This window comes from Mycobacterium sp. D16R24 (assembly GCF_002013385.1).
Classification (GTDB): Bacteria; Actinomycetota; Actinomycetes; order Mycobacteriales; family Mycobacteriaceae; genus Mycobacterium.
Window position 1 is genome coordinate 114,364 of the sequence record NZ_MAEV01000007.1, and the last position, 21,591, is coordinate 135,954.

The following is a 21,591-nucleotide window of genomic DNA, read 5'->3' on the forward strand; positions in this document are numbered from 1 at the left end:
CATGCTCGCTGGACTCGCATACGGTTCAGAAATAAAGCGTTTCGGCCGCAGCCGAATGACCCGCGCCGCGATCGTCGTCCTCATGCTGCTGCCGCTGGTGTACGGCGCGCTGTATCTGTGGGCGTACTGGGACCCCTTCGGCCACGTCAACAAGATGCCCGTGGCACTCGTCAACGCCGACAAGGGCGCCACCGTCTCCGGCCAGCACGTGAACATCGGCGAGGAAATCTCCAAGAGCCTCACCGCCGACGGCAGCATGGACTGGCATGTTCTCAGTCTCGATGAGGCGCGCAGCGGGGTTGACCACGGCACGTACTACTTCATGCTGGAGCTACCCCCGGATTTCAGTGAGGCCATCGCCTCGCCGCTCACCGGTCAGCCGAAGCAGGCCAATCTGGTCGCCGTCTACAACGACGCCAATAACTACATCTCCTCGAGCATCGGCCGCACCGCCATCGATCAGGTGCTCAATGCGGTCTCGACCCGTATCTCCGGTCAAGCCGTCAATCAGGTTCTGTCCGTGGTGGTTTCCTCCGGTGCGGGCATCCAGCAGGCCGCTGATGGCGCTCAGGAACTCGCAGACGGCGCGGCTAAGGTCGACGACGGTGCGGGGCAGCTCGCCAACGGACTGCACACCGCCCGGCCCGGATCTGCGCAACTGGCCACCGGCGCCAAGCAGCTCTCCGATGGCATCAACCAGGCCACCGACCCTCTGCTAACCGTCAGCAAGGCGGTCGCCAACATCGGCGGCAGCACCGACAAACTTCAGCAGGGCACTGACGCGCTCCGGCAAGCCAACGATCAGATCGACGGCATCGCCAAGGCCCAGGACAACGCCGCCAACGCGCTGACCGCTGTGATCGATCAGCTGGCGGGACGCCAAGATCCGGCGGCGAACACGCTGCGCGGAATCCAGGATCAGCTACGCGAACATCAGTTCACACCCCAGGTTCGCCAGCAGCTGACCGACGCGGAGAACGCGTCGATCGCGATGACCGAGACGTTGCGGGGGCCTGGCAGTCCGCTGAAGTCGGCACTCGATCAAGTTGGCGGCAAGGGACAGGAACTCACCAACAAGCTCACCCAGATGCGGAACGGCGCACAGCAGCTGGCGGCCGGCAACGCGCAATTGGCCAGCGGTATCGCTCACATGGACGACGGCGCACAACAACTGAAGTCCGGTACCTCGCAGCTGCGCTCCGGCTCGGCGGAACTGGCGACCAAGCTCTCCGACGGGGCCAAGCAAGTGCCCAACTGGAGTGCTCAACAGAAGGACGCCATCGCCGACACCATCGGCGTCCCGGTGCATCTGGAGACCTCGCACGAGAACGCCGCGCCCAACTTCGGTACCGGAATGGCGCCGTTCTTCGTCACACTGGCATTGTTCTTCGGGGCCTTGGTGCTATGGATGATATTGCGCCCCTTGCAGAATCGTGCAATCGCCGCAGAGGTTCTCCCCATCCGGGTGGCCCTCTCCAGCTATCTGCCCGCCGCCACCATCGGGATCTTCCAGGCGATCATCCTGTACTGCGTGGTGCGATTCGCCCTCGGGATGCATGCCGCGCACCCGGTCGCGATGCTCGGCTTCATGGTGCTGATCTCGTTCGCATTCGTCGCCGCGACCCAGGCCATCAACGCGCTGGTGGGTCCGGCCGTAGGGCGCGTACTGCTCATGGCGCTACTGATGTTGCAGCTGGTCAGTGCCGGTGGCATGTATCCGGTGGAGACCACCTCGAGACCCTTCCAGGTTCTGCACAAATACGACCCGATGACGTACGGCGTCGACGGGTTGCGTCAGCTGATCCTGGGCGGTATTGACGGCAGACTGTGGCAGGCGGTGGTCACGCTGCTCTGCATCGCGTTGGGTGGGCTCCTGATCACCAGCTTGTCGGCCCGGCGTAATCAGCTCTGGAATCTGACGAGGCTGCTGCCGTCGATCAAGATGTAGCCTGATCCGCTGCGGCGGCCTTGCGCCACGACCGCGTCATAGCCACCCGGCGCTCGCGCGTCGTCATCGCGCCCCAAACGCCGTGTGGTTCATCGGTTCTTATGGCATGGGCCGCGCACGGCACTCGTACCGGACACTCGTTGCAGATCCGTTTTGCCTGCACCTCGTATTGCTTCCGCAACGCTCCACGCTGAGTTTCGGCGTAGTAGAAGATATCCGTCGACATTCCGCGACAGACCGCTTTGACCTGCCACTCCAGTTCATCCAGCGCCGGTTCCACGCCGCGAAACTTTGGTCGTGTCACGGCCTTGCTCCGGACCACCCACAAACGTTCGGGCGCGTCGATGCCATCCGCATCCACTGAGTCTGGATCCGAATGCCGGCGTTACGCGATAGCCACTTTGGATAATGCGCGCCACTGAATTGACCCGACTGGCTCTAGGATTCGCCCGTGCCAATCGCTAGGGTGCGCGTCCGCTGAGCACGTCGCCTCGGCGGACGGGTGCGGCAACAGTCCAGGCGGCGATTGTGCTCGCCGCTGCGACGCCGAGACAAATCACGGCGTACCAGAGACTGCCGATCGGATCGCCTGCAGTGGTCACACCATTCGCCGCCCCAAAGTAGCCAGGCAGCGCGGTCACCCACAGCACTGCCATGACCGCAAGGTAGACGCCGGCATATATCAGGATCGCCGGACGCGTGGTGTAACCGTCCACACCAGTGCGCCGGACATCGAGCCACTGTTTGATCAGCACCGGTACCGTCACCGCCACCAGGGCTATCAGCTCCAGGGCGTACACGACGCCGACCACAGCGGTACTGCCCGATATCGCACCCGCGATGGTGGCAGGCATCGGCAGGACTGCGGTACCGATCGAGGCCAGCACGCCGATAACCACAGTGCGCCATATGATCTGACCACCGGTGAAGGATTTTCCTTCGTCCACGTGGCGGCCGACAAATAGCTGCGCACAGAACGCCAGGGACATCGGCCACAGCGCGGCGAAGACGACCACACTGCCCATCGGCACCGAGTCGAAGAACGGCTTGTTCAGTGGATTGTCCAGACTCCATTCCCACCAACGCAATTGCGGCCCGAGGTGGTCGAAGATCTCATAGAACACATGGTGGATCACGCCGACGCACGCTGCTCCGATCAGAACCCCGTGGCGGCGGAAGACCCCCAATGTCCGCACGATCTCGAAGGCCACCGTGGCCATCATCGGGTAGATCGCGATGATGTACAGGGGTAGCCGACCCCACAGGAAATCTACGGTAAAGACGTTGTGCGCGAACATCGTATCGACATGCTCGCTGATGCCGAACGGCCCGGGAAAATACAGCGGCGGTTCGATGATCAACAGATAGGCGATCGCCCCGAACCACACGACGATGTTCGTCGGATCGTTGTGGCGGCGCAGCCGGATGATCGCGTACACCAATGCCAGCACCGCCCCTGCGATCACGGTCAGCTCCAGGACCGGCAGCGTCCAATTCTGCAGTGAGAACGGACTGCGGAAGGCGGCGATCCCGCCTGCGGTGTCGCATGAGAAGCCCAGCCGCGCCGCCAGATCGGCGAAGGTCGGCGCACACAGATCAGACACGATCAGACTCCTACCTGCGTCGCCTGATCGGCCGTGTACCACTGGGTGACTTCGTAACCGGCCTCATACCGCGCGAACCATTCGTCGGCCAATGCCGGCAGCTTCTCATGCGCTGGATTGTGGCCCGGAATCTGACTGCGCACCGCACCCGACATGGCGACCATTACCTCGCGCACCGGCAGGTGCCTGAACGCGTTTTCAATGGGCCCGTCGTACGGCGCGTCTCCGAATGGAAGGCGGTGCAGCAGTGCCTTCTTACGCGCTTGCATACCGAACATCGACAGAGCATCCACCTTGCGGTCTTCTAGCGGAACGTGTTTGTTGAATCCTTCGCACGCGATGCGCAGCACGGACCACACATGCCTGAAGATCGAGGGAGCCATCCGCATGCGGTACCACGGATCGTTGGCCACCGCGTCATAGATGATCAGGGCTGAACTCCGATGCTCAACCTCCTCGACGAAGTGCCATAAGAACAACGAAGCGACGCGATCATCACCGGGCGCGAACAAGCTGTCGTCGTGGTCCAGCATCAGCTTGAAGACCGGCGTGAAGGTCGCCTCGAGGTCGGCGGTGTAGGCCAACCGGTACTTCAATGGCTTATTGGCGGTCAGGTCGTCGAAGGCGGCGATCACCTCGTCCAGGGTTTCCTTGAGGCCCGGGTAACTCTTGATCAGGCCCTTCGCGTGCTGACGATGCCCCATGGAGTGCTGTCCCTCTTGCCGCACGAAGGCCTCTGCCTCCTCAGCGATCGCGGGATCGGCAATCAACGGAATGGCCTCGGGAATCATCTGCCCGATCATCTTCTCGAACGCGATCGCCAGAAAGGAGACAGCGTTGGCCATGCTCGAAAAGGCGGGGTTGGACTCGTTCCACAGGAACGGCACGTGGTGGTCGGCGAACGCAAACCGCAACTTGCGCACGATGAGTTCCGTCATGACAGGCACCTCACTTGAACATACAATAAGACATTTATTTGTTGTTCTGTATGATTACTGGATGGGCCGGGCGCTGTCAACGGCCGATATGCTGCATGGATGCTGGCGGCCAGAGGACTCGACGATGGCGCGTAGGCGGGGATGGGACGGGCAGCCGCCCAGCAGTGACGAGGAGGCTTCCGCGCGGATCGTCGCCGCAGCAGTGCAGTTGATCGGCGAGACCGGCGCGGCGGTAAGCCTCGCCGACGTCGCGGCAGAGCTCGGCGTTATCCGACAAACCGTCTACCGGTATTTCCCCACCGCCGATGCGCTTATGCACGCCGCGTCCATCGCCTCGGTGGACGGCTTCCTGGATCGGCTGACGGAGGTGGTGCGCGGCATCACCGATCCGGCCGAGGCACTCACCGAAGGTGTGCTCTACACCCTGGAAGAGGTCACTCGCACACCGCATTTGGCCATCATGATGTCCGAGCCCTACGCACACTCCCACACCAGCGATATGACCTCGGATCAGGCGCGGGCGTTCGGTTTGCGCATGCTCGGCCGGTTTGACGTCGAGTGGGATCAGTACGGATACGACGATGAGGCCAAGCGCGGACTCGTGGAGTTCGCGTTACGAATCATGTTGTCGTTCTTCGTCTCCCCCAATGAGGCCACCCGCTCCCGCGACGAATTGCGGCGCTTCCTCACGCGCTGGCTGGGCGGAGCCATTCTGGCCCAGCCCTCTCATTAATCGTGATTTCCGTTTTAACTAAACGTTTATATCGCCTTTCATAATTAGTCTGGACGGGCCTACCGTCGCCTTATGAAGCCGATCAATCGACGTACCGTGCTCGGCGGTGTCGGAGTGGCGGGGGTCGCAGCCGTCGCCGGTGCAGGAGCCGACCGCGCACTGTCTTCCCCACGCTCCCGTGACGACATAAAGGATCAGACCGTGACCGATGACGCCGCACGCTTCGGCGATCCCCGCATTCCCGCCGAACTGAATACCGCCCAACCGCATATGTTTCACCTCGGCGCCCTGGCACCGCAGACCTTCGACGGTGGCGAGCTGCGCCAGGCGCACGAGGGCAACTTCCCCATCCTCACCGGGCAGCAGGCCAGCATCGTCATGGTGACCCTGCAGCCGGGTGGAATCCGGGAGCCACACTGGCATCCCAGCGCCTGGGAGATCAACATCATCACCGGCGGCGTCGCGAAGTGGACGTTGTTGGACCCCGAGGGACACAGCGAAACCTTCGACGCCCACGTGGGCGATGTGGTCTTCGCGCCCCAGGGATCGCTGCACTACTTCGAGAACAAGGGCACCGAAGCCCTCAAGCTGCTGATCGTGTTCAACGCGAGCACCGCAGAAGGCAAGGATGACATCGGAATTGGCGCCTCGATCAGCAAGCTCCCACCTGACGTCCTCGCCGCTGTGTTCGGCGTGCCGACCGAGACCTTCGCGAAGTTCAAGAAGATCGACGAGTCCATCACCATCCTGCGCAGACCTACTGCGTAGTACCCCACCCGATACGTAGGCGCCCATTGCGCGGTCGCCGACACTAGCCTTACTCGACGGGCAGCGGTCGGCGCGCGTTATGGAGGAGAAGGTGGCCACATCCCGGCGCCGTCGTGTGTCTTTAAAGGTCCGGCGCGCCTTGGTCCTCGGTCACCGCTGGGTCGGCCTGGCCTGCGGGCTCCTTGTTGTGGTAGTGAGCACCAGCGGTGCCCTGCTCGTGTATCAGCCGGAGCTGATCCGTGTGCTGCACCCCGAGATGTTCCACACCACCGTCGCCGATAAGCCTGTCGGCTTCACACAGGCGATGGCCGTGGTCCAATCGCGCTACCCCGACATCCAGCCTGCAAAGGCTTCTCTGAAGGACGGGGTGTATCTGCTGAGCGCCTCGACCGACTCCCACGACACGTTCTTCGTCGACGCGGGGACCGGCCTGGTCAACGGGCGAATGGACCTCGGTACGGGCGTGCTGGGGTTTCTGGTCAATCTGCACGATTGCAGTTTCACCTGCGAGGACTACAGCGGCTATCTGCCATTCCTCGCCCAGCCTTGCCCGCTGGCGCAGACGAGCGCCTTCGCTGGGTTGTCCTGGGGCGCAGCACTACTGGCGGTCGCAGCGGTCGTCCTCCTGCTGCTGGTGATTCCTGCGCCGTTCATCTGGTGGAAGGCAATCCGCAAGCTGCGCAATGCTTTGCGTGTCCGCTGGAGAGCCGGGCGATTCGCTCGCGATTTCGACCTACACGCCATCATCGGCATCATCGCTACGGTACCGCTCCTGGTGTGGGGGCTGACCGGACTGCAATTCGAGATCCCCGGACTCACTACCCTCTGGTATTCGGTGACCGGGGGCCAGGTCGCCGAAAAGACATTCACCGCACGCTCTGGCGATCAGAATGTCACCGTCGCGGACGCCGTGGCTGCGGCCAGGAACCAGTTCCCAGGTTCTGAGGTGACCTGGATAGGCATGCCGGACAACGAGAATTCGTTCTACACCGTCGACCTGCTGGATCACGACGGACCTGACTTACGCGCGCACAGCCACAACTACCACGGGAATCGTTCCGTGGGCGTCGACGCTCACGACGCCGGACACGTGCAGATCCTTCGAGGTAAGCCGGCCACTGCGTCCAACGCTATTGCCGACGAATGGGCCAGTTCTGCCGTCCATTACGGCCTTGCCGTGAACGGCTACTGGCGCGCGATCTGGTTCGTCCTCGGCATGACTCCCCTGCTGCTCGCGATCACCGGCTTCAGCACCTGGCACTGGCGCCACCGTGCCCGTCTGCGTGCCCGCATCAGGACCGCACAGGTTCCCGGCGCGGACGCGCGAGCACCCGAGTCGGCCACCAGAACCACGTCCCCAGCAGCCGAACGAGTGCCGGCACAATAAACGAGCGCACGATCAACGTGTCGAGCAGCAGACCGATGCACACGGTGGTGCCCACCTGGCCAATGGTTCGCAGATCACTCGACAGCATCGCCAGCATCGTGAAGGCGAACACCAAGCCGGCGGAAGTGACCACGCCACCAGTACTTCCCAACGCGCGGATGAGTCCGGTGTTCAACCCGGCATGGGTCTCTTCTTTGAGTCGGGCGATCAGCAATAGGTTGTAGTCCGAGCCCACCGCCACCAAGATGATGAACGTCAGCGGCAGGATCAGCCAGTGCAACGGCAGCCCGACAAGGTGCTGCCAAATGAGCACCGAAAGGCCGAACGCACCCGCGAACGAGAAGGCAACCGTGCCGATAATGACGAAGGGCGCCACCAGACTTCGCGTGATGACCATCATGATCAAGAAGATCAGCGTGAAGGCCGCGATTGCCGCGATGAGTAGATCCGATGCGGCGTACTCCTTGATGTCCTTGTTGTTGGACCCCGCGCCGCCGATATAGACCTTTGACCCGGCCAACGAGGTTTCCTTCAGCGCCGTCGTGATGGCATCGGGGAACTCGTTGACGTGCTCGATACCTTCCGGACCCATGGCATTTCCCACGTGGGTGACGATGAACCGGGCCGCCTTGCCATCGGGTGACATCATCAGCGCCATACCGGTTTTAATGTCCTCGTTGTCGAACGCTTCGTGCGGTATGTAGAAGAAGTCATCGCTGCGGGATGCGTCGAAATCGTTTCCGACGTTGATCATGTCGTCGAAGGTCTGATCCGTCGCGGTGGACTGCAGATTGGTCTGGCCATAGGTATTGACGATGAGGGCCTGCAGCGCTTCCTGGTCGTTGGCCGTCAGCTTCAATAGCGCAACCATCTGCGGCAACAGCCGATCGACGGCCTCCAGGGAGCCCACCGCATCCTTGATGTCGGCCGCCAGCTTGTCGATGCTGTCGAGCATGTCGAATAATGATCTGAAGGACAAGCACACCGGAATATCGAAACAGTGTGGTTCCCAATAGAAGTAGTTGCGCAGCGGGCGCATGAAGTCATCGAGGTTTGAGACCTTCTCGTCCATGTCTTTCGTGACCTGTTGCATGTCCTCCATCGTCACGACGGTGTTATGCATTTCGTCCGCAAGTTTCTGCGTCAGGTCAACGGTCTGCCGCAGAACCGCCACAGAGTGCGCCATGATCTGGGCCTGCTTGTCGGTGTTGGCGTTCTGCGCCTTCGCGAATGGGAGCTGCTGACCGTTTCCACTGCCCTGAGTGGTGAATAGGTAAGGCAGAGAAGCATGTTCGAGTGCTCGCCCCATCGGCCTGGTAATGCTCTGCACCATCGCGACGCCGGGAAGGCGCACCAGGCTCTTGGAGACCCGGTCCAATGAGATGAAGTCGGCTGAGTTGCGCATGTCGTGATCCGACTCGACCATGAGCATCTCGGTGAACAACTTGCTGGGCGGGAAGTGCCGATCCGCAGCGGCAAAACCTTCCTTGGCCGGAGCGTCCGAAGGCTGATAAGCGCGATCGTCATAGCTCACTTGGTAGGTCGGCACGAAAACCGCTCCGACGAGAACCGCTGCGGCACTTGCCACGAGGATCGGCTTGGGCCAACGCACCACGCTTGCCCCGATGCGGCGGTACAGACGCGCCTTGGCCCTTTGTTTGGGGTCGAACAGCCCGAACAGGCTACCCAGGTGCAGCATGGCCGGCCCGAGCGTGAGCGCTGCCGCGATGGTCAAGAGCATGCCGATGGCCACGGCCGGACCCATGGTGTGGAAGTAGTTAAGCCGCGCGAAGCTCAGACACAGGCCCGCGCCCGCGATCGTCAAACCTGAGCCGATGATGACGTGAGAGACGCCGCGGTACGCCGCGTAGAAGGCGTCCTCCCGACTCAGCCCCCCGTTCCGCGCCTCGTGATACCGCCCCAGCAGGAAGATGCCGTAGTCCGTACCGGCCCCCAGTGTCAGGGAGATGACGATATTGACCGCGAATGAGGACAGCTCGATATATCCGAAGTGTCCGAGAGTCGCGACAACTCCTCGCGCAACCAGCATCTCGACCAAAACGCCGAACAATGGCACCAGCATCGTGGTGACGGAGCGGTACACCATCAGCAGCATGAAGATAATGAGGAAGATCGTCACGATCGTGATGTTGTTCAGGCTGGAGTTCGCGACGCTCAACGTGTCCGAGGCCAGGGGGGCCGCACCACTGACATAGATCTTGAGACCGGGCGGTGGAGTATCCCTGTCGATCAGGTCCTTGACCGCGTCGACAGATTTGTTCGCCTGCATCTGGCCGATATCGCCTGCCAGGCGCAGCAATACAAACGCTGACTTGCCATCGAGGCTCTGCGCTCCGGCCGCGGTGATCGGCTTTCCCCACGTGTCCATCACGTACTGCACATGCTCGGTGTCGTTGTTGAGCCTGCGTACCAGATCGTCGTAGTACTGGTGATCGACCTCGCCGAGCGGCCGATCGGCCTCCAGCACCAGCATGGTCAAGCTGGTGGATGTGGATTCCTGAAACTTCTCCCCGATCTGCAGCATCGCCCGCTGAGACGGGGCGTAGTGCGGGATCATCGGCCCGGCGAGCTCTGCCGCAACGTCTTCTACGTGTGGCACAAATGTATTCGTCGTTACCGCGACGATGGCCCAAAAGACGATGATCGGAACCGCCAGGACGCGGACCATCCTCGCGACGAAGGGCTTCTTCTCCCGATGCTCGCTCATGCCGACTTCACCCTGCACATGACGTTCGCATCCGCGTGGTCGTCGGACATCTCATCGCGGACCACATCATTCACCCGTATCCGGCAGCCGACCTGGCCCCCACGCACCTGTACGGAGATGCTGCCCGACACCACGGTGAGAGTCGTTGTCTCCGTGTGCGACCACGGCAGCGTGGTCACGTCAACCTGGTGCGGATGACCGTCGATATCGATATAGCTCAACATCCCGCCGTTCCCGACTGTGCCGAAGACCTCGTAGGTGAGGGTCTTGGGCGTGAACTCCGGTGGTGCCTGCGGCGGATTGACGGTGAGCACGGGCCCGGGAGCAGACAACTCATGCACCTTCAACATCGAGCCACCGGCCACTCCGAGCGCGATGACTGCGACGAGAGGCATCCAGGCTCGTGCCAGGACCGTCCTGCCAACCGAACGTGGGCTCACCCGACCGCCTTCCGCACGTCACGTCACGTGTATGTCAATGGAACTGACATAAGTACGGTCGGAAATGCTATCAGCCCAACCTGGGAATGCGAACGCCAACTTTGACCACCCCAACAGTCCGTCAGATCAGCGTCATGCCGCGCGTGGCAGTCGCCCCTTCAACCGCCGCATTCTGAGTACCTGTGCCGTGATGTTGATCGACGAGATCATAGGAATCACCCCGAGAAATGTTCGCTCGGAGGGTGTGGCTCCGTGTAGCTGCTCGAGGCTGCCGAGCACATAAAAGCAGCCCAGGCTGAAGATCGTGGCCGGGATGGAAAATGCCCACAGCGACCCCCGGTCGGTAATCGCCTGTCGTGCGAAGTGGAGCTCGTCGGCCGACATCGGCTCCCGTTTACGCACCTTCTTCAGCACGAATGGATAGCCGCCGACCTGGTCCGCCAGCGGTGAGGACCCGCGGGTCCTCAGCCGCGTGGTGTACACAAACATGCACGTGGCGAAGGTCAGTAGGGCCACGAAGGCGACAATCGCCAGGTACCCGAAGAGGTGCCAGTTATGCCCCAAGAAGTTCCAGTTCATCACACCGTCCCTTTGCCCCGCCATCGAGGAATCTCCTTGGAGATACTCGGGGTTTCCCCGGGTCAAGTCAAGGCTCCTGACACTGCCTGCCGCTCGTATCGTTATGCCGACAGTGGGTTCTAGGTGTGCTGTACTGACCAGATGCCCGAGTCTCGCGAGCTCAACGAGGTGGTCGATGCCGCGATCGAGCAGTCGCTCCTCGGGGGCCCACGCAAGTACACCCGCTCGCAGGTAGCCGAGCTCTCCGGCGTGCCCGTCGAGCGCGCCCGGAAGCTATGGGTCGCACTGGGCTTCGCGGCGGCGGAAAGCGACGACGACGTCGCGTTCACCGATGCCGATGTCTCCGCGATCCGAACCTTCGCGGCGCTGGAGACGACAGCAGCCGCCAACGAACAGAGCCAAGTTACCGCCGCCCGAACACTCGGTCAGGCCATGGCTCGGCTCGCCGAGTGGCAGGCGGACCTACTCACCCGCGAAATCGGAGATCGTATTACCGCCGAGGGCGACCAGTTCACGCCCGGGTCAAGCGTCGAGGCAGTCGCCCAGACAATCTCCACACTGACGGCGCTGCAGGACTATGCCTGGCAGCGACACCTCGCCGCGGCGCTCACTCGAGCGCATGAATCCGGCAGCACCACACGACAATTACTCGTAGGTTTTGCCGACATGGTGGGCTACACACGCCTGTCCCGCCATCTAGACCCCGATGAGCTGACGAACCTCCTGGAGGCCTTCGAGACCGCACTGACCGACGCGATCACCACGCATGGCGGCTGGGTGATCAAGAACGTCGGCGACGAGGTCATGTTCGCGGCCGCCAACGCCGGAACAGGTGCGCGCATCGCCATCGCCATGAACGCGGCGATCACCGAAGCAGCACAGAGGATTCCGGACATGCCGCAGATACGAGTGGGCTTGGCCTACGGACAAGTGCTCGTGCGCTTCGGCGACCTCTACGGCACCGTGGTGAATATCGCGGCGCGACTGACCGGCGTCGCACGGCCCGGAACAATCCTTCTCGACGACGCCGCCGCAACGGCGTTGGGAGACAACGACGAGTTCCTTCTTCGCCATCTGCGCGGCGTACGCGTCAAGGGGTTCTCCCGATTGGGTTCGCACGTATTGCGCACGCGAAAACGCTGACAGTTTCTCAAATACGCCCACCGGATACGAAAGGCATCAGATGGCTCAGTACACCGAGGAGACCGTCTTCGAAGCATCCCGGAACATCGTGTACGAATTGCTCGCCGACCGCGAGGGGTACAACGAGTTCCTACCCTTCACTATCACCCTGGTGCGCCCCGGCGCCACCGAACGGCAAGGCGTCGGGGCCGTTCACCGCATCGGCATCGGACCCGTTGGCGTCAAGGAAGAGATCGTCGATCTCGTTGAAGGCGAACGCATCCAGTACCGGGTCGTTGGCGGACTTCCGGTGCGCTCACACATAGGAACCATCACGCTCACCGATCACCCTCAGGGGACTGCGGTGCACTACTCCATGGAGTCCACTCCGCTGATCCCGGTGCCCAATGCCGCGATGGTTTGGGTGCTGCGTCAATCGATGTCGAGCCTTGTCAACGGCGCACGGCGCGAGGCCGCTCGCAGAGGTGCAGGCGGCACTTCCCGTAACGCCTTTTGAACGCACACTGAGTAACGGCCGTATTTAAATTCCCGGCGCATAGATTTGCATATCTAGTCCATTCGGTGTGCCTTTTTCGGGCCGTTAATTGTTTTGCGTGACCACTTATGCCCTACACGACAATTGACTCGTATTGAATACTTTTCCGTTGCAGTTCCGTCTCACCCGGGGGAGGTTCGGTTTTGCCGCAATGCACCTTCTGACATGCCTGTTGGCAGGATACGCGCCGAACATCTGATTACCGCCATGCGCCTGTTGGATCACGGGCGCAGTTCCTTTTCCGCATCAACTTGATAACCAACCTGTATGCCAGCTGGACGCCATTTTTGGTGCGTTATAAAGTTCAGCCAACGAATTTCAACCGCGTGATTTACACGCACAAGCTAGGGAGTCGGGTCGGTGGCGATCATCTTTGATCGATTGGCTATTCAAGTAATTGCCAGCGCTGGTTTATGTGCGGCCGCCGTAGCATGGGCGCCGTCCGCAGTCGCAGAGTCACTCACCGTTGGGCACTACGCCATTGACGACAGCGCGGGCGGCTCCGGTAAAGGTGCGCTCGTCGGCGCCCCCGCCGCGGGAGCGGCACCCATAGCCGGTGTGCCGATCCTGCCGGGGCCTGTCGCAGCACCCGCCGCGCCTATCGTTCCGGCAGCGCCCGTTGTCCCGGCCGCGCCGATTGTTCCTGCGGCACCGGTGGTTCCGGCAGCGCCCGCCGTCGTCCCTGCCGCGGCACCCCTGGATGGTGCGCTGGCCGCAGGCCCCGTAGGCGGCAAGGGCGCACCGGTCGGTTCTACGGTTCCGGGTGGTCCGACCCCGGGTGTTCCGACTCCGGCCGGCCCGCAGGACTGATCGCCACTCCCCATTCCCCCCAACGATGCCGAGGCTCCATAGAGGAGTCTCGGCATCATTGTTTTTCGTTGGACGCGCCGCTACTCCTGCACGACTACCGGATCACCGATGTTGACGTTGTTGAAGTACCACTCGGCGGCAGCCGGAGGCAGGCTGATGCAGCCGTGACTGACGTTCTCGTAACCCATCGCCGGCACGGCCCACGGGGCCGAATGCACGAAGAGGCCACGGTTGGTGAATCGTACGGCGTTCTCCACGTCGATTTTGTAGCCGTCGGGCGCTGTGACAGGAATGCCGACGCTGCTGGAATCCATCAGCACCGAGCGCTCCTTACCTAGGACCGAGTAGGTGCCGACGGGTGTCGGATACTCCGGCCGGCCCATGGAGGCCGGGAAGACCCCCTCCTCGCCCAGACGGGGAAGATGATGCGGTGCAGGCAATCCCGTCACCCCATCCGATGGTCGACGCCACACTCCTTCGTAGGACACTGTGAACGTGTGCCGCGAGACACTCGCAATGCCGATGAGGGCAGGCCCGGTCGAGATCTCCGCGAGCTTGCCGCCCACCATCAGTTTCACGGTGCTGTGCGACGGCCAGAACCGGTCCGGAATCCATTGCACGACGTCGTTATCGATCCATTGGTACTTGCCTGTCATGGCGGGCTCCGTCGTGACCCCCAGCGCCCGCTCGGCGGCCTGGCGGTCGGCGATGGGTCCGTTGAAAGTCACCACCACGGGGTGCGCAATACCCACAGGCTTGTCAGGCGCAGGCGCAATGGATCTGACATCCAGATTAAGCGGAAGACTGACCGCCGTGGTCTCGACACCGGTAGTACGCCCGGCCAGCGTCGCCGCGACCACCGATACCGCGACAACCATGTGAAGAACAGTCCTCATCGACCCGACCCCTCTGGGATGACCACTTAGTCATGAACGATGTGATCGTATGGACGTGTCAACGGCGGAAGTAGCGGGCGCGCTTGCCGTTTCGGTAACGCGTTTCCCACGGTTTGATAACGAAAAAGTCCGTGACATTGGCCCGCTAACTGGTCTCAGCGCAAACCCAAATTATGGGGTCTCATCAGGCGTTTTCCCCAGAGATGAGGGCTGTCAACAACGGCGACATCAGCGCGACAATCTCGTCGTCGCTGGCGGCCGACAGATCGGGCATCTGCAAGAGGTACCGCTGACTGGCAATCCCCATCAATACGGCACTTAACAATGCCGCTCGCAGCCGCGCATCGGGCTGCTCGATGGTGGCCGCCACCGAACTCACCGCATGATCGGTTACCTGCTCGCGCAACAATTTCAGGGCATCCTCGCTGGTCATGCTGTTGCGCAGCAGCACGGCCATTGGGCCATCCGGCTCGGCTGCCCATCCCGAGAGCAGGCCGCGCAGATAGTTCTCGGCCGTTTCCGCGGGATCCGTCACGGTCAGCTCGTCTACCGGGATTCTCCAATGGACGGCCTCTCGAAAAAGGTTGCTCTTGCTCCCGAAGTATTGGATGACCGATGACTTGTCTACGTCGGCGGCGGCCGCGATACCCCGAATCGTGGCCTTCACGTACCCGACCTCGGCGAACACCCGGCGCGAGGCCGACAGGATTCGTTGCCGCGTCCGCTGTCCCTTGCGCTCGGGTGTTGGTGAAGACATGGACACATCCTCGCAGGAATAAAAGTAGACTTCTGTTGAGTTATTCTCGTCTGTGCACCATAGGGTCCGACGGCGATCCGCAGATCAGACCGGTAGGTGTATACCTCGGTCCTGACGCAGCAATCGATATCGTCGGTCACGCGCTGGCATCAACGCAGAAGTGGCGCAACGTGATCGGTAACCCACGCGTGGCCTTCATCGTCGACGAAGTGATCTCGGTGAAACCGCCGCGGGCGCACGGCATCGAGGTACGCGGGACGGCGGAGGTGATGCCTGGCCAGGGCAGCACCTCCGGCGGGCTGAGCGGAGACATCATCCGCATTACGCCACATCGGGTCATCTCGTGGGGAATCGATGACCCACAGACGCGCGGGAGAAGGGTCTAGGCGCTACCGCACGCATCGGTCATGCTCTGCGGTATGCCTGTGACGATCGAGAAGCACGACCGGGTCTGCGTGATCCGGATGGACCGGCCCGCGAAGCGCAATGCCATTAATCCCGAGATGACGCTGGCGCTGGATGCTGCCCTGAACGATTTCGAAGACGACCCGGGCCTGTGGGTGGCAGTACTGACCGGCTACCGCGAGGGTTTTTGTGCGGGTACCGATCTCGCCGAGACATCCGGCCCGCGCACCGCGCGCGGAGGAGAGTACGGCGTGATTCGGCGCTCACGCCGTAAGCCGCTGATCGCCGCCGTCGAGGGAAGGGCCTTGGGTGGCGGCATGGAAATCGTGCTCGCCTGCGATCTGGTGGTGGCGGCGGTTTCGGCGACCTTCGGACTGCCCGAGGCTCGCCGGGGGGTCATCGCCACCTGCGGCGGCCTGTTCCGCGCGCAACGTGCACTGCCGCTGAACATCGCACGACAGATACTCCTCACCGGCGATCCGATCACGGCGGATCGTGCTTACCAGCTGGGGCTGGTGAACGAGGTGACTGAAAGCTGCGCGGCCCTGGAGTCCGCGATCGCCCTCGCCCAACGGATCGTGCTCAATTCGCCTGTGTCTGTTCAAGAAAGCCTGCGCGCGACGCACCAAGCGTTCAACCAGGCTGACGAGGCCGGGTGGGCAGACACCGAGACCGCATTCGAAGCAGTGCTGCAGTCCGCAGATATGGCGGAAGGGATCACCGCGTTCTTCGAACGTCGACCACCTCGGTGGACCGGCAAGTAGCCCCGCCTTTACCGTCCCGCGTTACGCGCCAGATCGATCGCGAACTGGTTCACGAAGGTTCCGGCCCGAGGATCCCCGCGGTCGCATGAACCGTCGGATTCCCCGGGACGCTTGACCCACAGATAAGCGTCAACGTTGGGGCTCGCGGTGGCCGTGGTGGGCGGGGTACCCAGGGCACGACCACTGGGATTGCACCAGTAGAGCGCGTCAGCGGTGGGCCCCGCTCCGTTGCGCGAGGTGTCGATCACGTAGTGCGCGCCGTTCGTCATTCCGGAAATCGCGTCGCCGTATCCGATTTCCTCATCAGTGGTGAAGAAGTTCGCGGTGTTGAGGCTGAAGCCTCGCGCCTTGGCGACGCCGACATCGTTGAGCCGGGCGGCCATGGTGTCGGCGCTCACCCAACGCGAATGTCCTCCGTCGACGTAGAGGGCGGTGGCCGGGTTACGGGTCAGTGTGTAGACGGCGTAGCGCATCAACTCAAAGCGTTCCTGGCGTTGGCCGGCCGACAGACAGTCGGCCATCGCCAGTGCGTCGGGTTCGAGGATGATCACTGCCGGCCCGGAACCCACGGCAGACGCGACGCCATCGATCCACCCTCGGTAGGCATCGGCCGACCCGAAGCCCCCGGCGGCGAAGCTGCCGCAGTCGCGGTGCGGGATTGCGTACAGAGCCAGCACCGGCGTGGCGCCGGAAGCCTGCGCCGCACTGATGTACTTCGCGTCCACGCTGGGAGTCGAGACGTTATCCATCCAGTAGGCCTGCGGCGTGTTGGCGATGGAGGTCAGCTCGGCGCTTCCCGCACCCTGCGCGGCGCGCATGGCCGCCGAGTTCGGATTGACGTAGAACCCCTGACCATCCAACGGGTTGTCCGCCCTGGCCACCGGGCCAACGAACAGACCCAGGCATGTAACGGCCAGGATGGGGGCGATCCATCGCGCGAGAAAACCAGCAGCTGAGGAAATCACCTCAGAAAAATAGCCGTAGCACGCCCAGAAGCGCCATTCGGCCCCGTGAGCAGTTCCCGGGGGGCTACCTGTCCATGGTGTGCGGCGGGTTGTCTACTTCCTGCTGATCCTCACAAGCATCCAACTCGTTGACGAGCACACAGTTACTCCCACCGTCCTGCTGGTTAGGCGGGTCCTGCTCGCAATCGCCAAACTCATTGACCCGCTCGCACATCACGCGAGTTGTGGGCACCGCGTATGCAGTGGGAACCGAGACGTGAAAAGTGCCCGCGATCACGGCGGCACAGGCCGCGGCAACGGCGCCTCCAATATTGGCCATAGTGGCTTCCCTTCTTCCTACGGGCACCACCCCCCGATCACGGTTTCGCGGCAGCGACGACACGTGAACACGTGCGGTGACCACCCATTTTACAAAGTAATGGCCGCGCCGAAGGCCAGTTGAGACACAGATCGGCGTCTATCTACCCGGGGTCTGCGCGCTAATGTGCTTGCGTCGGCCTCAGCGAACAGGCCGACAGGAAAGTTGGACAACTCATGACTGCACCAGCAGAAGCGTCGACGCTCGAAGCACGCGTCGGCCACCACTACCAGATGGACGGCCCCTACCTGGTCGGCCGCGAGAAGGTGCGCGAGTACGCCCGCGCGGTGCAGGACTATCACCCCGCCCACTGGGATGCCGCCGCTGCCGCGGAGCTGGGCTACTCAGGTCTGGTGGCCCCGCTGACGTTCACATCCACCCCCGCCATGGCGTGTAACCGCCGCATGTTCGAATCCGTTGTCGTGGGTTACGACACCTATCTACAGACAGAAGAAGTCTTCGAACAGCACCGGCCGATTGTCGCCGGAGATGAACTGCAGATCGACGTAGAGCTGACATCAGTGCGCCGGGCCGCGGGCCGGGACCTGATCACCGTGACCAACACCTTCACGGACACGGCCGGCGAGCGGGTGCACACCCTGCACACCACCGTCGTCGGCGTCAGCGCCGATGAGATTAATCCGGGGACGATGGCGGCCGTGCAGAGGGCGATGATGCACGACGTCGACTTCTCTGGCATCGGAGTATCGGCCGAGACCTACGAGAGGACCGTGCGGCCCCCGGGTGAGGTTCAGATCGCCGCGGACACCACCCGCACACCCGGGACGCCGTCCTTCGACGACGTGAAGGTCGGCGACGAGCTGCCGGTACATCACACCCGACTGTCCCGGGGCGACCTGGTGAACTACGCCGGCGTGGCAGGCGATGCCAACCCGATTCACTGGGACGAGGAGATCGCCAAGCTCGCCGGGCTGCCCGACGTGATCGCGCACGGCATGCTCACCATGGGATTGGGCGCCGGATTCTTCTCGGCGTGGTCGGGAGACCCGGGTGCGGTGACTCGCTACGCGGTGCGGCTGTCCGCGCCGGCGATCGTGTCGTCCGCCGAAGGCGCGGACATCGAGTTCGGCGGCAAGATCAAATCGCTGGATCCAGAGACCCGCACCGGCATCATCATTGTGACTGCGAAGTCCAGCGGTAAAAAGATCTTCGGCCTCGCGACCATGCACGTCCGCTTCAGCTGACCTGACGATCCTCGGTCACAGCGGTGCAGCATGGCCTTGCGAGGTTCATGACTCGACACGACCGCCAAGCTGGTGGACAACTGAGTACAAGTTGGCCACTCTCCAGTGTTCTGCGATCTGCCCGCGCCGGACGCGCATCGCGTCGACAGTCTCGAACCGTACGACGCGGCCCGTCGGCTCGATGGTGACCACGTCGCCATCCACGGTCTGCCAATGGATTTCGGGCCGAAAATCAGGGAAGGCGGCACGCAGCCGCTGATAGAGCACCCGAAACCCGTCCTTATCGGCTGTCGTGCCCGGTTGCGGTGTGTGATCGATGAAGTCGTCGGCGAACAGCGTCTCGAACAAGTCGAAGTCTCCCTGACCTTGGACTCGCTCGGTATTGCGTCGCACGATCTCCTTAGCGATGTCTCCAGACGCGCTGTCGCTCATGAGATGTGCTCCCTCGTGTGTCTGTTCCAAGCGCGCACGCTCGCGAGCCGTCGCCCCAGCTCGGCATCGTCGATGACGCCGCGAGTGACACCAGCTGACTCTCGGGATAGGGCGGGCTGGAATACAGGGTGGCCGAAAGTGCGTCCTCCTCGTCCCTCCGCCCTTTGAAGGTGGGGATACCGGCGCCGCAGGAAGCGTGGTCGAGCGCATCGCAGAGGCCATCCAGACTGGTCTTCCACGGCGGTACGGGGTTTGCGGACCCCGTACTTTGCCGCCATCTCCGGCCAGACCTGATGGCGTCGCACAATGTCCTGCAATGACTCGATGGCAACTCCAGACGAGCCCAAATCCTCTGTCTCCATGATGTTTCGGCTCTCACTCGGTTACGGGCGGACGAGTATCGACGATGACGTTGGTGGTGACGCCGACCGATCACAGATACAGCAAAGTATTAGAACTTACGGCTAGAGCTCGGTCACGCAACCGTTGTCAACCATCCACGAACGGTCCAACCGAACGTTCTGCAGCATCCGGCGGTCATGCGTCACCAACAACAACGCGCCGTCATAGGTCTCGAGCGCCTCCTCGAGCTGCTCGATGGCGGCGAGGTCGAGATGGTTCGTGGGCTCGTCCAGGACCAATACGTTCGTGCCGCACGCCTGCAGCAGCGCTAGGCCTGCCCGGGTCCGCTCACCGGGCGAAAGCTCGTCCACCCGGCGTTCCACATGATCGGCACGCAGACCGAACTTGGCGAGCAGGGTTCGCACGTCGGCCGTCGACCACGCCGGCACCCGCTGCTCGAAGCGATCGACGAGCCGGTCCGTTCCGGTGAAATCCGCACGCGCCTGGTCGATCTCGCCGATCGCAACGTTTGCACCCATACTCGCACGGCCCTCGTCGGGCTGCTGGCGCCCCAGGAGCACGCGCAGCAGGGTGGACTTTCCTGCCCCGTTAGGGCCCGTGATACCGATCCGCTCACCGGCATCGACCTGAAGCGACACCGGCCCGAGAACGAAATCCCCTTGTCGCACAACGGCATTATCGAGAGTCGCGACAACAGAGCTCGATCTGGGCGCTGCGCCGATGGTGAACTCGAGCACCCATTCCTTACGGGGTTCCACGACCTCCTCGAGCCTGGCGATCCGGCTCTCCATCTGACGAACCTTCTGCGCTTGCTTCTCGCTGGACTCGGAGGCCGCGCGACGCCGGATCTTGTCGTTATCGGGGGCCTTACGCATCGCGTTGCGTACACCCTGGCTCGACCACTCCCGTTGAGTACGTGCCCGCGCGACAAGGTCAGCCTTTTTCTCGGCGAACTCTTCGTACTGTTCGCGTCGATGCCGCCGACCAACCGCACGCTCTTCCAGATAACTTTCGTAACCGCCGCCGTAGACGGTGGTGGTGTTCTGCGCCAAGTCCAGTTCGAGAACGTGGGTGACGCTGCGCGCGAGAAACTCGCGATCGTGACTCACCAACACCACGCCCCCACGCAGATCCCGGACGAATTCCTCTAGTCGAGCCAGTCCGTCCAGGTCGAGATCATTGGTCGGCTCGTCCAGCAGAACAATGTCGAACCGCGACAGCACCAGCGCCGCCAATCCCACACGCGCCGCTTGTCCACCCGACAGGTCAGTCATCAGGGTCGACTGCGGACGCACCGCATCCGAGCCGAGGCCCAGGTCAACCAGAACCGCGGGCAACCGCTCGTCGAGATCCGCCGCGCCGGAGGCGAGCCAACGATCAAACGCGGCCGAGTAGGCGTCGGTCGGATCGATCTCCGAGGGGCTCTGATCCTCGTGGGCCAACGCCGCGGCCGCAGCCTCCATGGCCTGCGTAGCTTCGGTGCATCCCGTGCGGCGCGCGATATAGGTGGCGACGGTTTCTCCCGGCACCCGCTCATGCTCCTGCGGGAGCCACCCGATGAACGCGTCGGCCGGCGCAGCGCTGACGGAACCCTCGAGCGGCTCGAGATCCCCGGCAAGTATCCGCAGAAGCGTGCTCTTGCCGGCACCGTTGGCGCCGACAACGCCGACCACATCGCCGGGCGCCACGGTCACGTCGAGCGCCTCGAAGAGGGTGCGGTGGGCGAATCCGCCGGCCACATTCTTCGCGACAAGCGTTGCGGTCATGGGTTCATCGTCCCATCACCACACCGCGACAGGGCCCGCGCGTAAGTAGTAGACCGCTACCATCGCG

General features: G+C 62.7%; 21 protein-coding genes and 2 pseudogenes. 10 read left to right on the forward strand and 13 right to left on the reverse strand.

The features are described 5' to 3' along the window. The first annotated feature begins 1 nt into the window (after position 1). A complete protein-coding gene (locus B4383_RS05770) occupies positions 2–1,948 on the forward strand; it encodes a YhgE/Pip domain-containing protein (protein WP_078289894.1) in 1,947 nt (648 codons plus the stop codon). On the opposite strand, the gene B4383_RS05775 is transcribed toward B4383_RS05770, so the two are convergent. The 3 genes and pseudogenes from B4383_RS05775 to B4383_RS05785 all read right to left on the reverse strand — a co-directional run bounded on the left by B4383_RS05775 (position 1,938) and on the right by B4383_RS05785 (position 4,490). Then, entirely contained in the window at positions 1,938–2,309 is a 372-nt protein-coding gene (locus B4383_RS05775; protein ID WP_078289891.1) for a WhiB family transcriptional regulator, read from the reverse strand. The genes B4383_RS05770 and B4383_RS05775 overlap by 11 nt on opposite strands. Before the next feature lie 77 nt (positions 2,310–2,386). Continuing rightward, positions 2,387–3,552: pseudogene (locus B4383_RS05780) on the reverse strand (hypothetical protein). 2 nt (positions 3,553–3,554) lie between these two features. Beyond that, complete coding sequence (locus B4383_RS05785) at positions 3,555–4,490, reverse strand: metal-dependent hydrolase (protein WP_078289887.1); 936 nt, start codon at positions 4,488–4,490, stop codon at positions 3,555–3,557. Positions 4,491–4,614: 124 nt separating this feature from the next. Here B4383_RS05785 and B4383_RS05790 point away from each other — a divergent pair, with 124 nt between their 5' ends. From B4383_RS05790 to B4383_RS05800, 3 genes are all read left to right on the forward strand, one after another. After that, positions 4,615–5,223, forward strand: coding sequence for a TetR/AcrR family transcriptional regulator (locus B4383_RS05790; protein WP_078289999.1), 609 nt, complete (start codon positions 4,615–4,617; stop codon positions 5,221–5,223). A gap of 72 nt (positions 5,224–5,295) precedes the next feature. Next, positions 5,296–5,991: a cupin domain-containing protein gene (locus B4383_RS05795; protein WP_078289884.1), complete on the forward strand. Its 696-nt coding sequence runs from the start codon at positions 5,296–5,298 to the stop codon at positions 5,989–5,991. 115 nt (positions 5,992–6,106) lie between these two features. Continuing rightward, positions 6,107–7,378, forward strand: a complete 1,272-nt coding sequence (locus B4383_RS05800) for a PepSY-associated TM helix domain-containing protein (RefSeq protein ID WP_078289998.1) — start codon at positions 6,107–6,109, stop codon at positions 7,376–7,378. On the opposite strand, the gene B4383_RS05805 is transcribed toward B4383_RS05800, so the two are convergent. From B4383_RS05805 to B4383_RS05815, 3 genes are all read right to left on the reverse strand, one after another. Continuing rightward, positions 7,284–10,106 (reverse strand): RND family transporter, encoded by a 2,823-nt coding sequence (locus tag B4383_RS05805; RefSeq protein ID WP_139360561.1) that lies wholly within the window; start codon positions 10,104–10,106, stop codon positions 7,284–7,286. The genes B4383_RS05800 and B4383_RS05805 overlap by 95 nt on opposite strands. Then, on the reverse strand, positions 10,103–10,501 hold the full coding sequence (locus tag B4383_RS05810; protein WP_078289882.1) for an MmpS family transport accessory protein: 399 nt from the start codon (positions 10,499–10,501) through the stop codon (positions 10,103–10,105). The genes B4383_RS05805 and B4383_RS05810 overlap by 4 nt, the downstream gene beginning before the upstream one ends. Before the next feature lie 177 nt (positions 10,502–10,678). Continuing rightward, on the reverse strand, positions 10,679–11,125 hold the full coding sequence (locus tag B4383_RS05815) for a hypothetical protein (RefSeq protein WP_078289880.1): 447 nt from the start codon (positions 11,123–11,125) through the stop codon (positions 10,679–10,681). A gap of 141 nt (positions 11,126–11,266) precedes the next feature. Here B4383_RS05815 and B4383_RS05820 point away from each other — a divergent pair, with 141 nt between their 5' ends. The 3 genes from B4383_RS05820 to B4383_RS26590 all read left to right on the forward strand — a co-directional run bounded on the left by B4383_RS05820 (position 11,267) and on the right by B4383_RS26590 (position 13,613). After that, positions 11,267–12,268: an adenylate/guanylate cyclase domain-containing protein gene (locus tag B4383_RS05820; protein ID WP_078289878.1), complete on the forward strand. Its 1,002-nt coding sequence runs from the start codon at positions 11,267–11,269 to the stop codon at positions 12,266–12,268. 40 nt (positions 12,269–12,308) lie between these two features. Beyond that, positions 12,309–12,764 (forward strand): SRPBCC family protein, encoded by a 456-nt coding sequence (locus B4383_RS05825; protein WP_078289876.1) that lies wholly within the window; start codon positions 12,309–12,311, stop codon positions 12,762–12,764. Positions 12,765–13,163: 399 nt separating this feature from the next. After that, a complete protein-coding gene (locus B4383_RS26590; protein ID WP_078289874.1) occupies positions 13,164–13,613 on the forward strand; it encodes a hypothetical protein in 450 nt (149 codons plus the stop codon). An 80-nt stretch (positions 13,614–13,693) separates the two neighbouring features. Here B4383_RS26590 and B4383_RS05835 read toward each other — a convergent pair whose 3' ends face one another. Further along, entirely contained in the window at positions 13,694–14,491 is a 798-nt protein-coding gene (locus tag B4383_RS05835; RefSeq protein WP_078289872.1) for a L,D-transpeptidase, read from the reverse strand. Between the two features lie 202 nt (positions 14,492–14,693). Continuing rightward, positions 14,694–15,266 (reverse strand): TetR family transcriptional regulator, encoded by a 573-nt coding sequence (locus B4383_RS05840; protein WP_078289870.1) that lies wholly within the window; start codon positions 15,264–15,266, stop codon positions 14,694–14,696. A 35-nt stretch (positions 15,267–15,301) separates the two neighbouring features. Here B4383_RS05840 and B4383_RS05845 point away from each other — a divergent pair, with 35 nt between their 5' ends. Beyond that, positions 15,302–15,652 (forward strand): PPOX class F420-dependent oxidoreductase, encoded by a 351-nt coding sequence (locus B4383_RS05845; protein ID WP_286144046.1) that lies wholly within the window; start codon positions 15,302–15,304, stop codon positions 15,650–15,652. 33 nt (positions 15,653–15,685) lie between these two features. Then, positions 15,686–16,435 (forward strand): enoyl-CoA hydratase-related protein, encoded by a 750-nt coding sequence (locus B4383_RS05850; protein ID WP_078289868.1) that lies wholly within the window; start codon positions 15,686–15,688, stop codon positions 16,433–16,435. Positions 16,436–16,443: 8 nt separating this feature from the next. On the opposite strand, the gene B4383_RS05855 is transcribed toward B4383_RS05850, so the two are convergent. Further along, positions 16,444–17,400: a glycoside hydrolase family 6 protein gene (locus B4383_RS05855; RefSeq protein WP_217697252.1), complete on the reverse strand. Its 957-nt coding sequence runs from the start codon at positions 17,398–17,400 to the stop codon at positions 16,444–16,446. Between the two features lie 64 nt (positions 17,401–17,464). Beyond that, positions 17,465–17,719 (reverse strand): hypothetical protein, encoded by a 255-nt coding sequence (locus tag B4383_RS05860; RefSeq protein WP_078342559.1) that lies wholly within the window; start codon positions 17,717–17,719, stop codon positions 17,465–17,467. Positions 17,720–17,934: 215 nt separating this feature from the next. On the opposite strand from B4383_RS05860, the gene B4383_RS05865 reads away from it, so the two are divergent. Continuing rightward, positions 17,935–18,963, forward strand: a complete 1,029-nt coding sequence (locus B4383_RS05865; RefSeq protein ID WP_078289864.1) for a fused (3R)-hydroxyacyl-ACP dehydratase subunits HadA/HadB — start codon at positions 17,935–17,937, stop codon at positions 18,961–18,963. 45 nt (positions 18,964–19,008) lie between these two features. Here the strand turns inward: B4383_RS05865 and B4383_RS05870 are convergent, their stop codons facing one another. From B4383_RS05870 to B4383_RS05880, 3 genes and pseudogenes are all read right to left on the reverse strand, one after another. Further along, on the reverse strand, positions 19,009–19,395 hold the full coding sequence (locus B4383_RS05870) for an ester cyclase (protein ID WP_078289862.1): 387 nt from the start codon (positions 19,393–19,395) through the stop codon (positions 19,009–19,011). After that, positions 19,392–19,757, reverse strand: a pseudogene (locus tag B4383_RS27025) (thiocyanate hydrolase). Before B4383_RS27025 ends, B4383_RS05870 begins: the two are co-directional and overlap by 4 nt. A gap of 102 nt (positions 19,758–19,859) precedes the next feature. Further along, positions 19,860–21,524, reverse strand: a complete 1,665-nt coding sequence (locus B4383_RS05880; RefSeq protein WP_078289860.1) for an ABC-F family ATP-binding cassette domain-containing protein — start codon at positions 21,522–21,524, stop codon at positions 19,860–19,862. Positions 21,525–21,591: the final 67 nt, after the last annotated feature.

Bases quoted from the DNA above. Each gene is read 5' to 3' on its own strand.
- B4383_RS05770 (WP_078289894.1), top strand. From the start codon at position 2: ATGCTCGCTGGACTCGCATACGGTTCAGAAATAAAGCGTTTCGGCCGC.
- B4383_RS05785 (WP_078289887.1), bottom strand. From the start codon at position 4,490: ATGACGGAACTCATCGTGCGCAAGTTGCGGTTTGCGTTCGCCGACCAC.
- B4383_RS05790 (WP_078289999.1), top strand. From the start codon at position 4,615: ATGGCGCGTAGGCGGGGATGGGACGGGCAGCCGCCCAGCAGTGACGAG.
- B4383_RS05795 (WP_078289884.1), top strand. From the start codon at position 5,296: ATGAAGCCGATCAATCGACGTACCGTGCTCGGCGGTGTCGGAGTGGCG.
- B4383_RS05805 (WP_139360561.1), bottom strand. From the start codon at position 10,106: ATGAGCGAGCATCGGGAGAAGAAGCCCTTCGTCGCGAGGATGGTCCGC.
- B4383_RS05810 (WP_078289882.1), bottom strand. From the start codon at position 10,501: ATGCCTCTCGTCGCAGTCATCGCGCTCGGAGTGGCCGGTGGCTCGATG.
- B4383_RS05815 (WP_078289880.1), bottom strand. From the start codon at position 11,125: ATGAACTGGAACTTCTTGGGGCATAACTGGCACCTCTTCGGGTACCTG.
- B4383_RS05820 (WP_078289878.1), top strand. From the start codon at position 11,267: ATGCCCGAGTCTCGCGAGCTCAACGAGGTGGTCGATGCCGCGATCGAG.
- B4383_RS05825 (WP_078289876.1), top strand. From the start codon at position 12,309: ATGGCTCAGTACACCGAGGAGACCGTCTTCGAAGCATCCCGGAACATC.
- B4383_RS05835 (WP_078289872.1), bottom strand. From the start codon at position 14,491: ATGGTTGTCGCGGTATCGGTGGTCGCGGCGACGCTGGCCGGGCGTACT.
- B4383_RS05840 (WP_078289870.1), bottom strand. From the start codon at position 15,266: ATGTCTTCACCAACACCCGAGCGCAAGGGACAGCGGACGCGGCAACGA.
- B4383_RS05850 (WP_078289868.1), top strand. From the start codon at position 15,686: ATGCCTGTGACGATCGAGAAGCACGACCGGGTCTGCGTGATCCGGATG.
- B4383_RS05860 (WP_078342559.1), bottom strand. From the start codon at position 17,719: ATGGCCAATATTGGAGGCGCCGTTGCCGCGGCCTGTGCCGCCGTGATC.
- B4383_RS05865 (WP_078289864.1), top strand. From the start codon at position 17,935: ATGACTGCACCAGCAGAAGCGTCGACGCTCGAAGCACGCGTCGGCCAC.
- B4383_RS05870 (WP_078289862.1), bottom strand. From the start codon at position 19,395: ATGAGCGACAGCGCGTCTGGAGACATCGCTAAGGAGATCGTGCGACGC.
- B4383_RS05880 (WP_078289860.1), bottom strand. From the start codon at position 21,524: ATGACCGCAACGCTTGTCGCGAAGAATGTGGCCGGCGGATTCGCCCAC.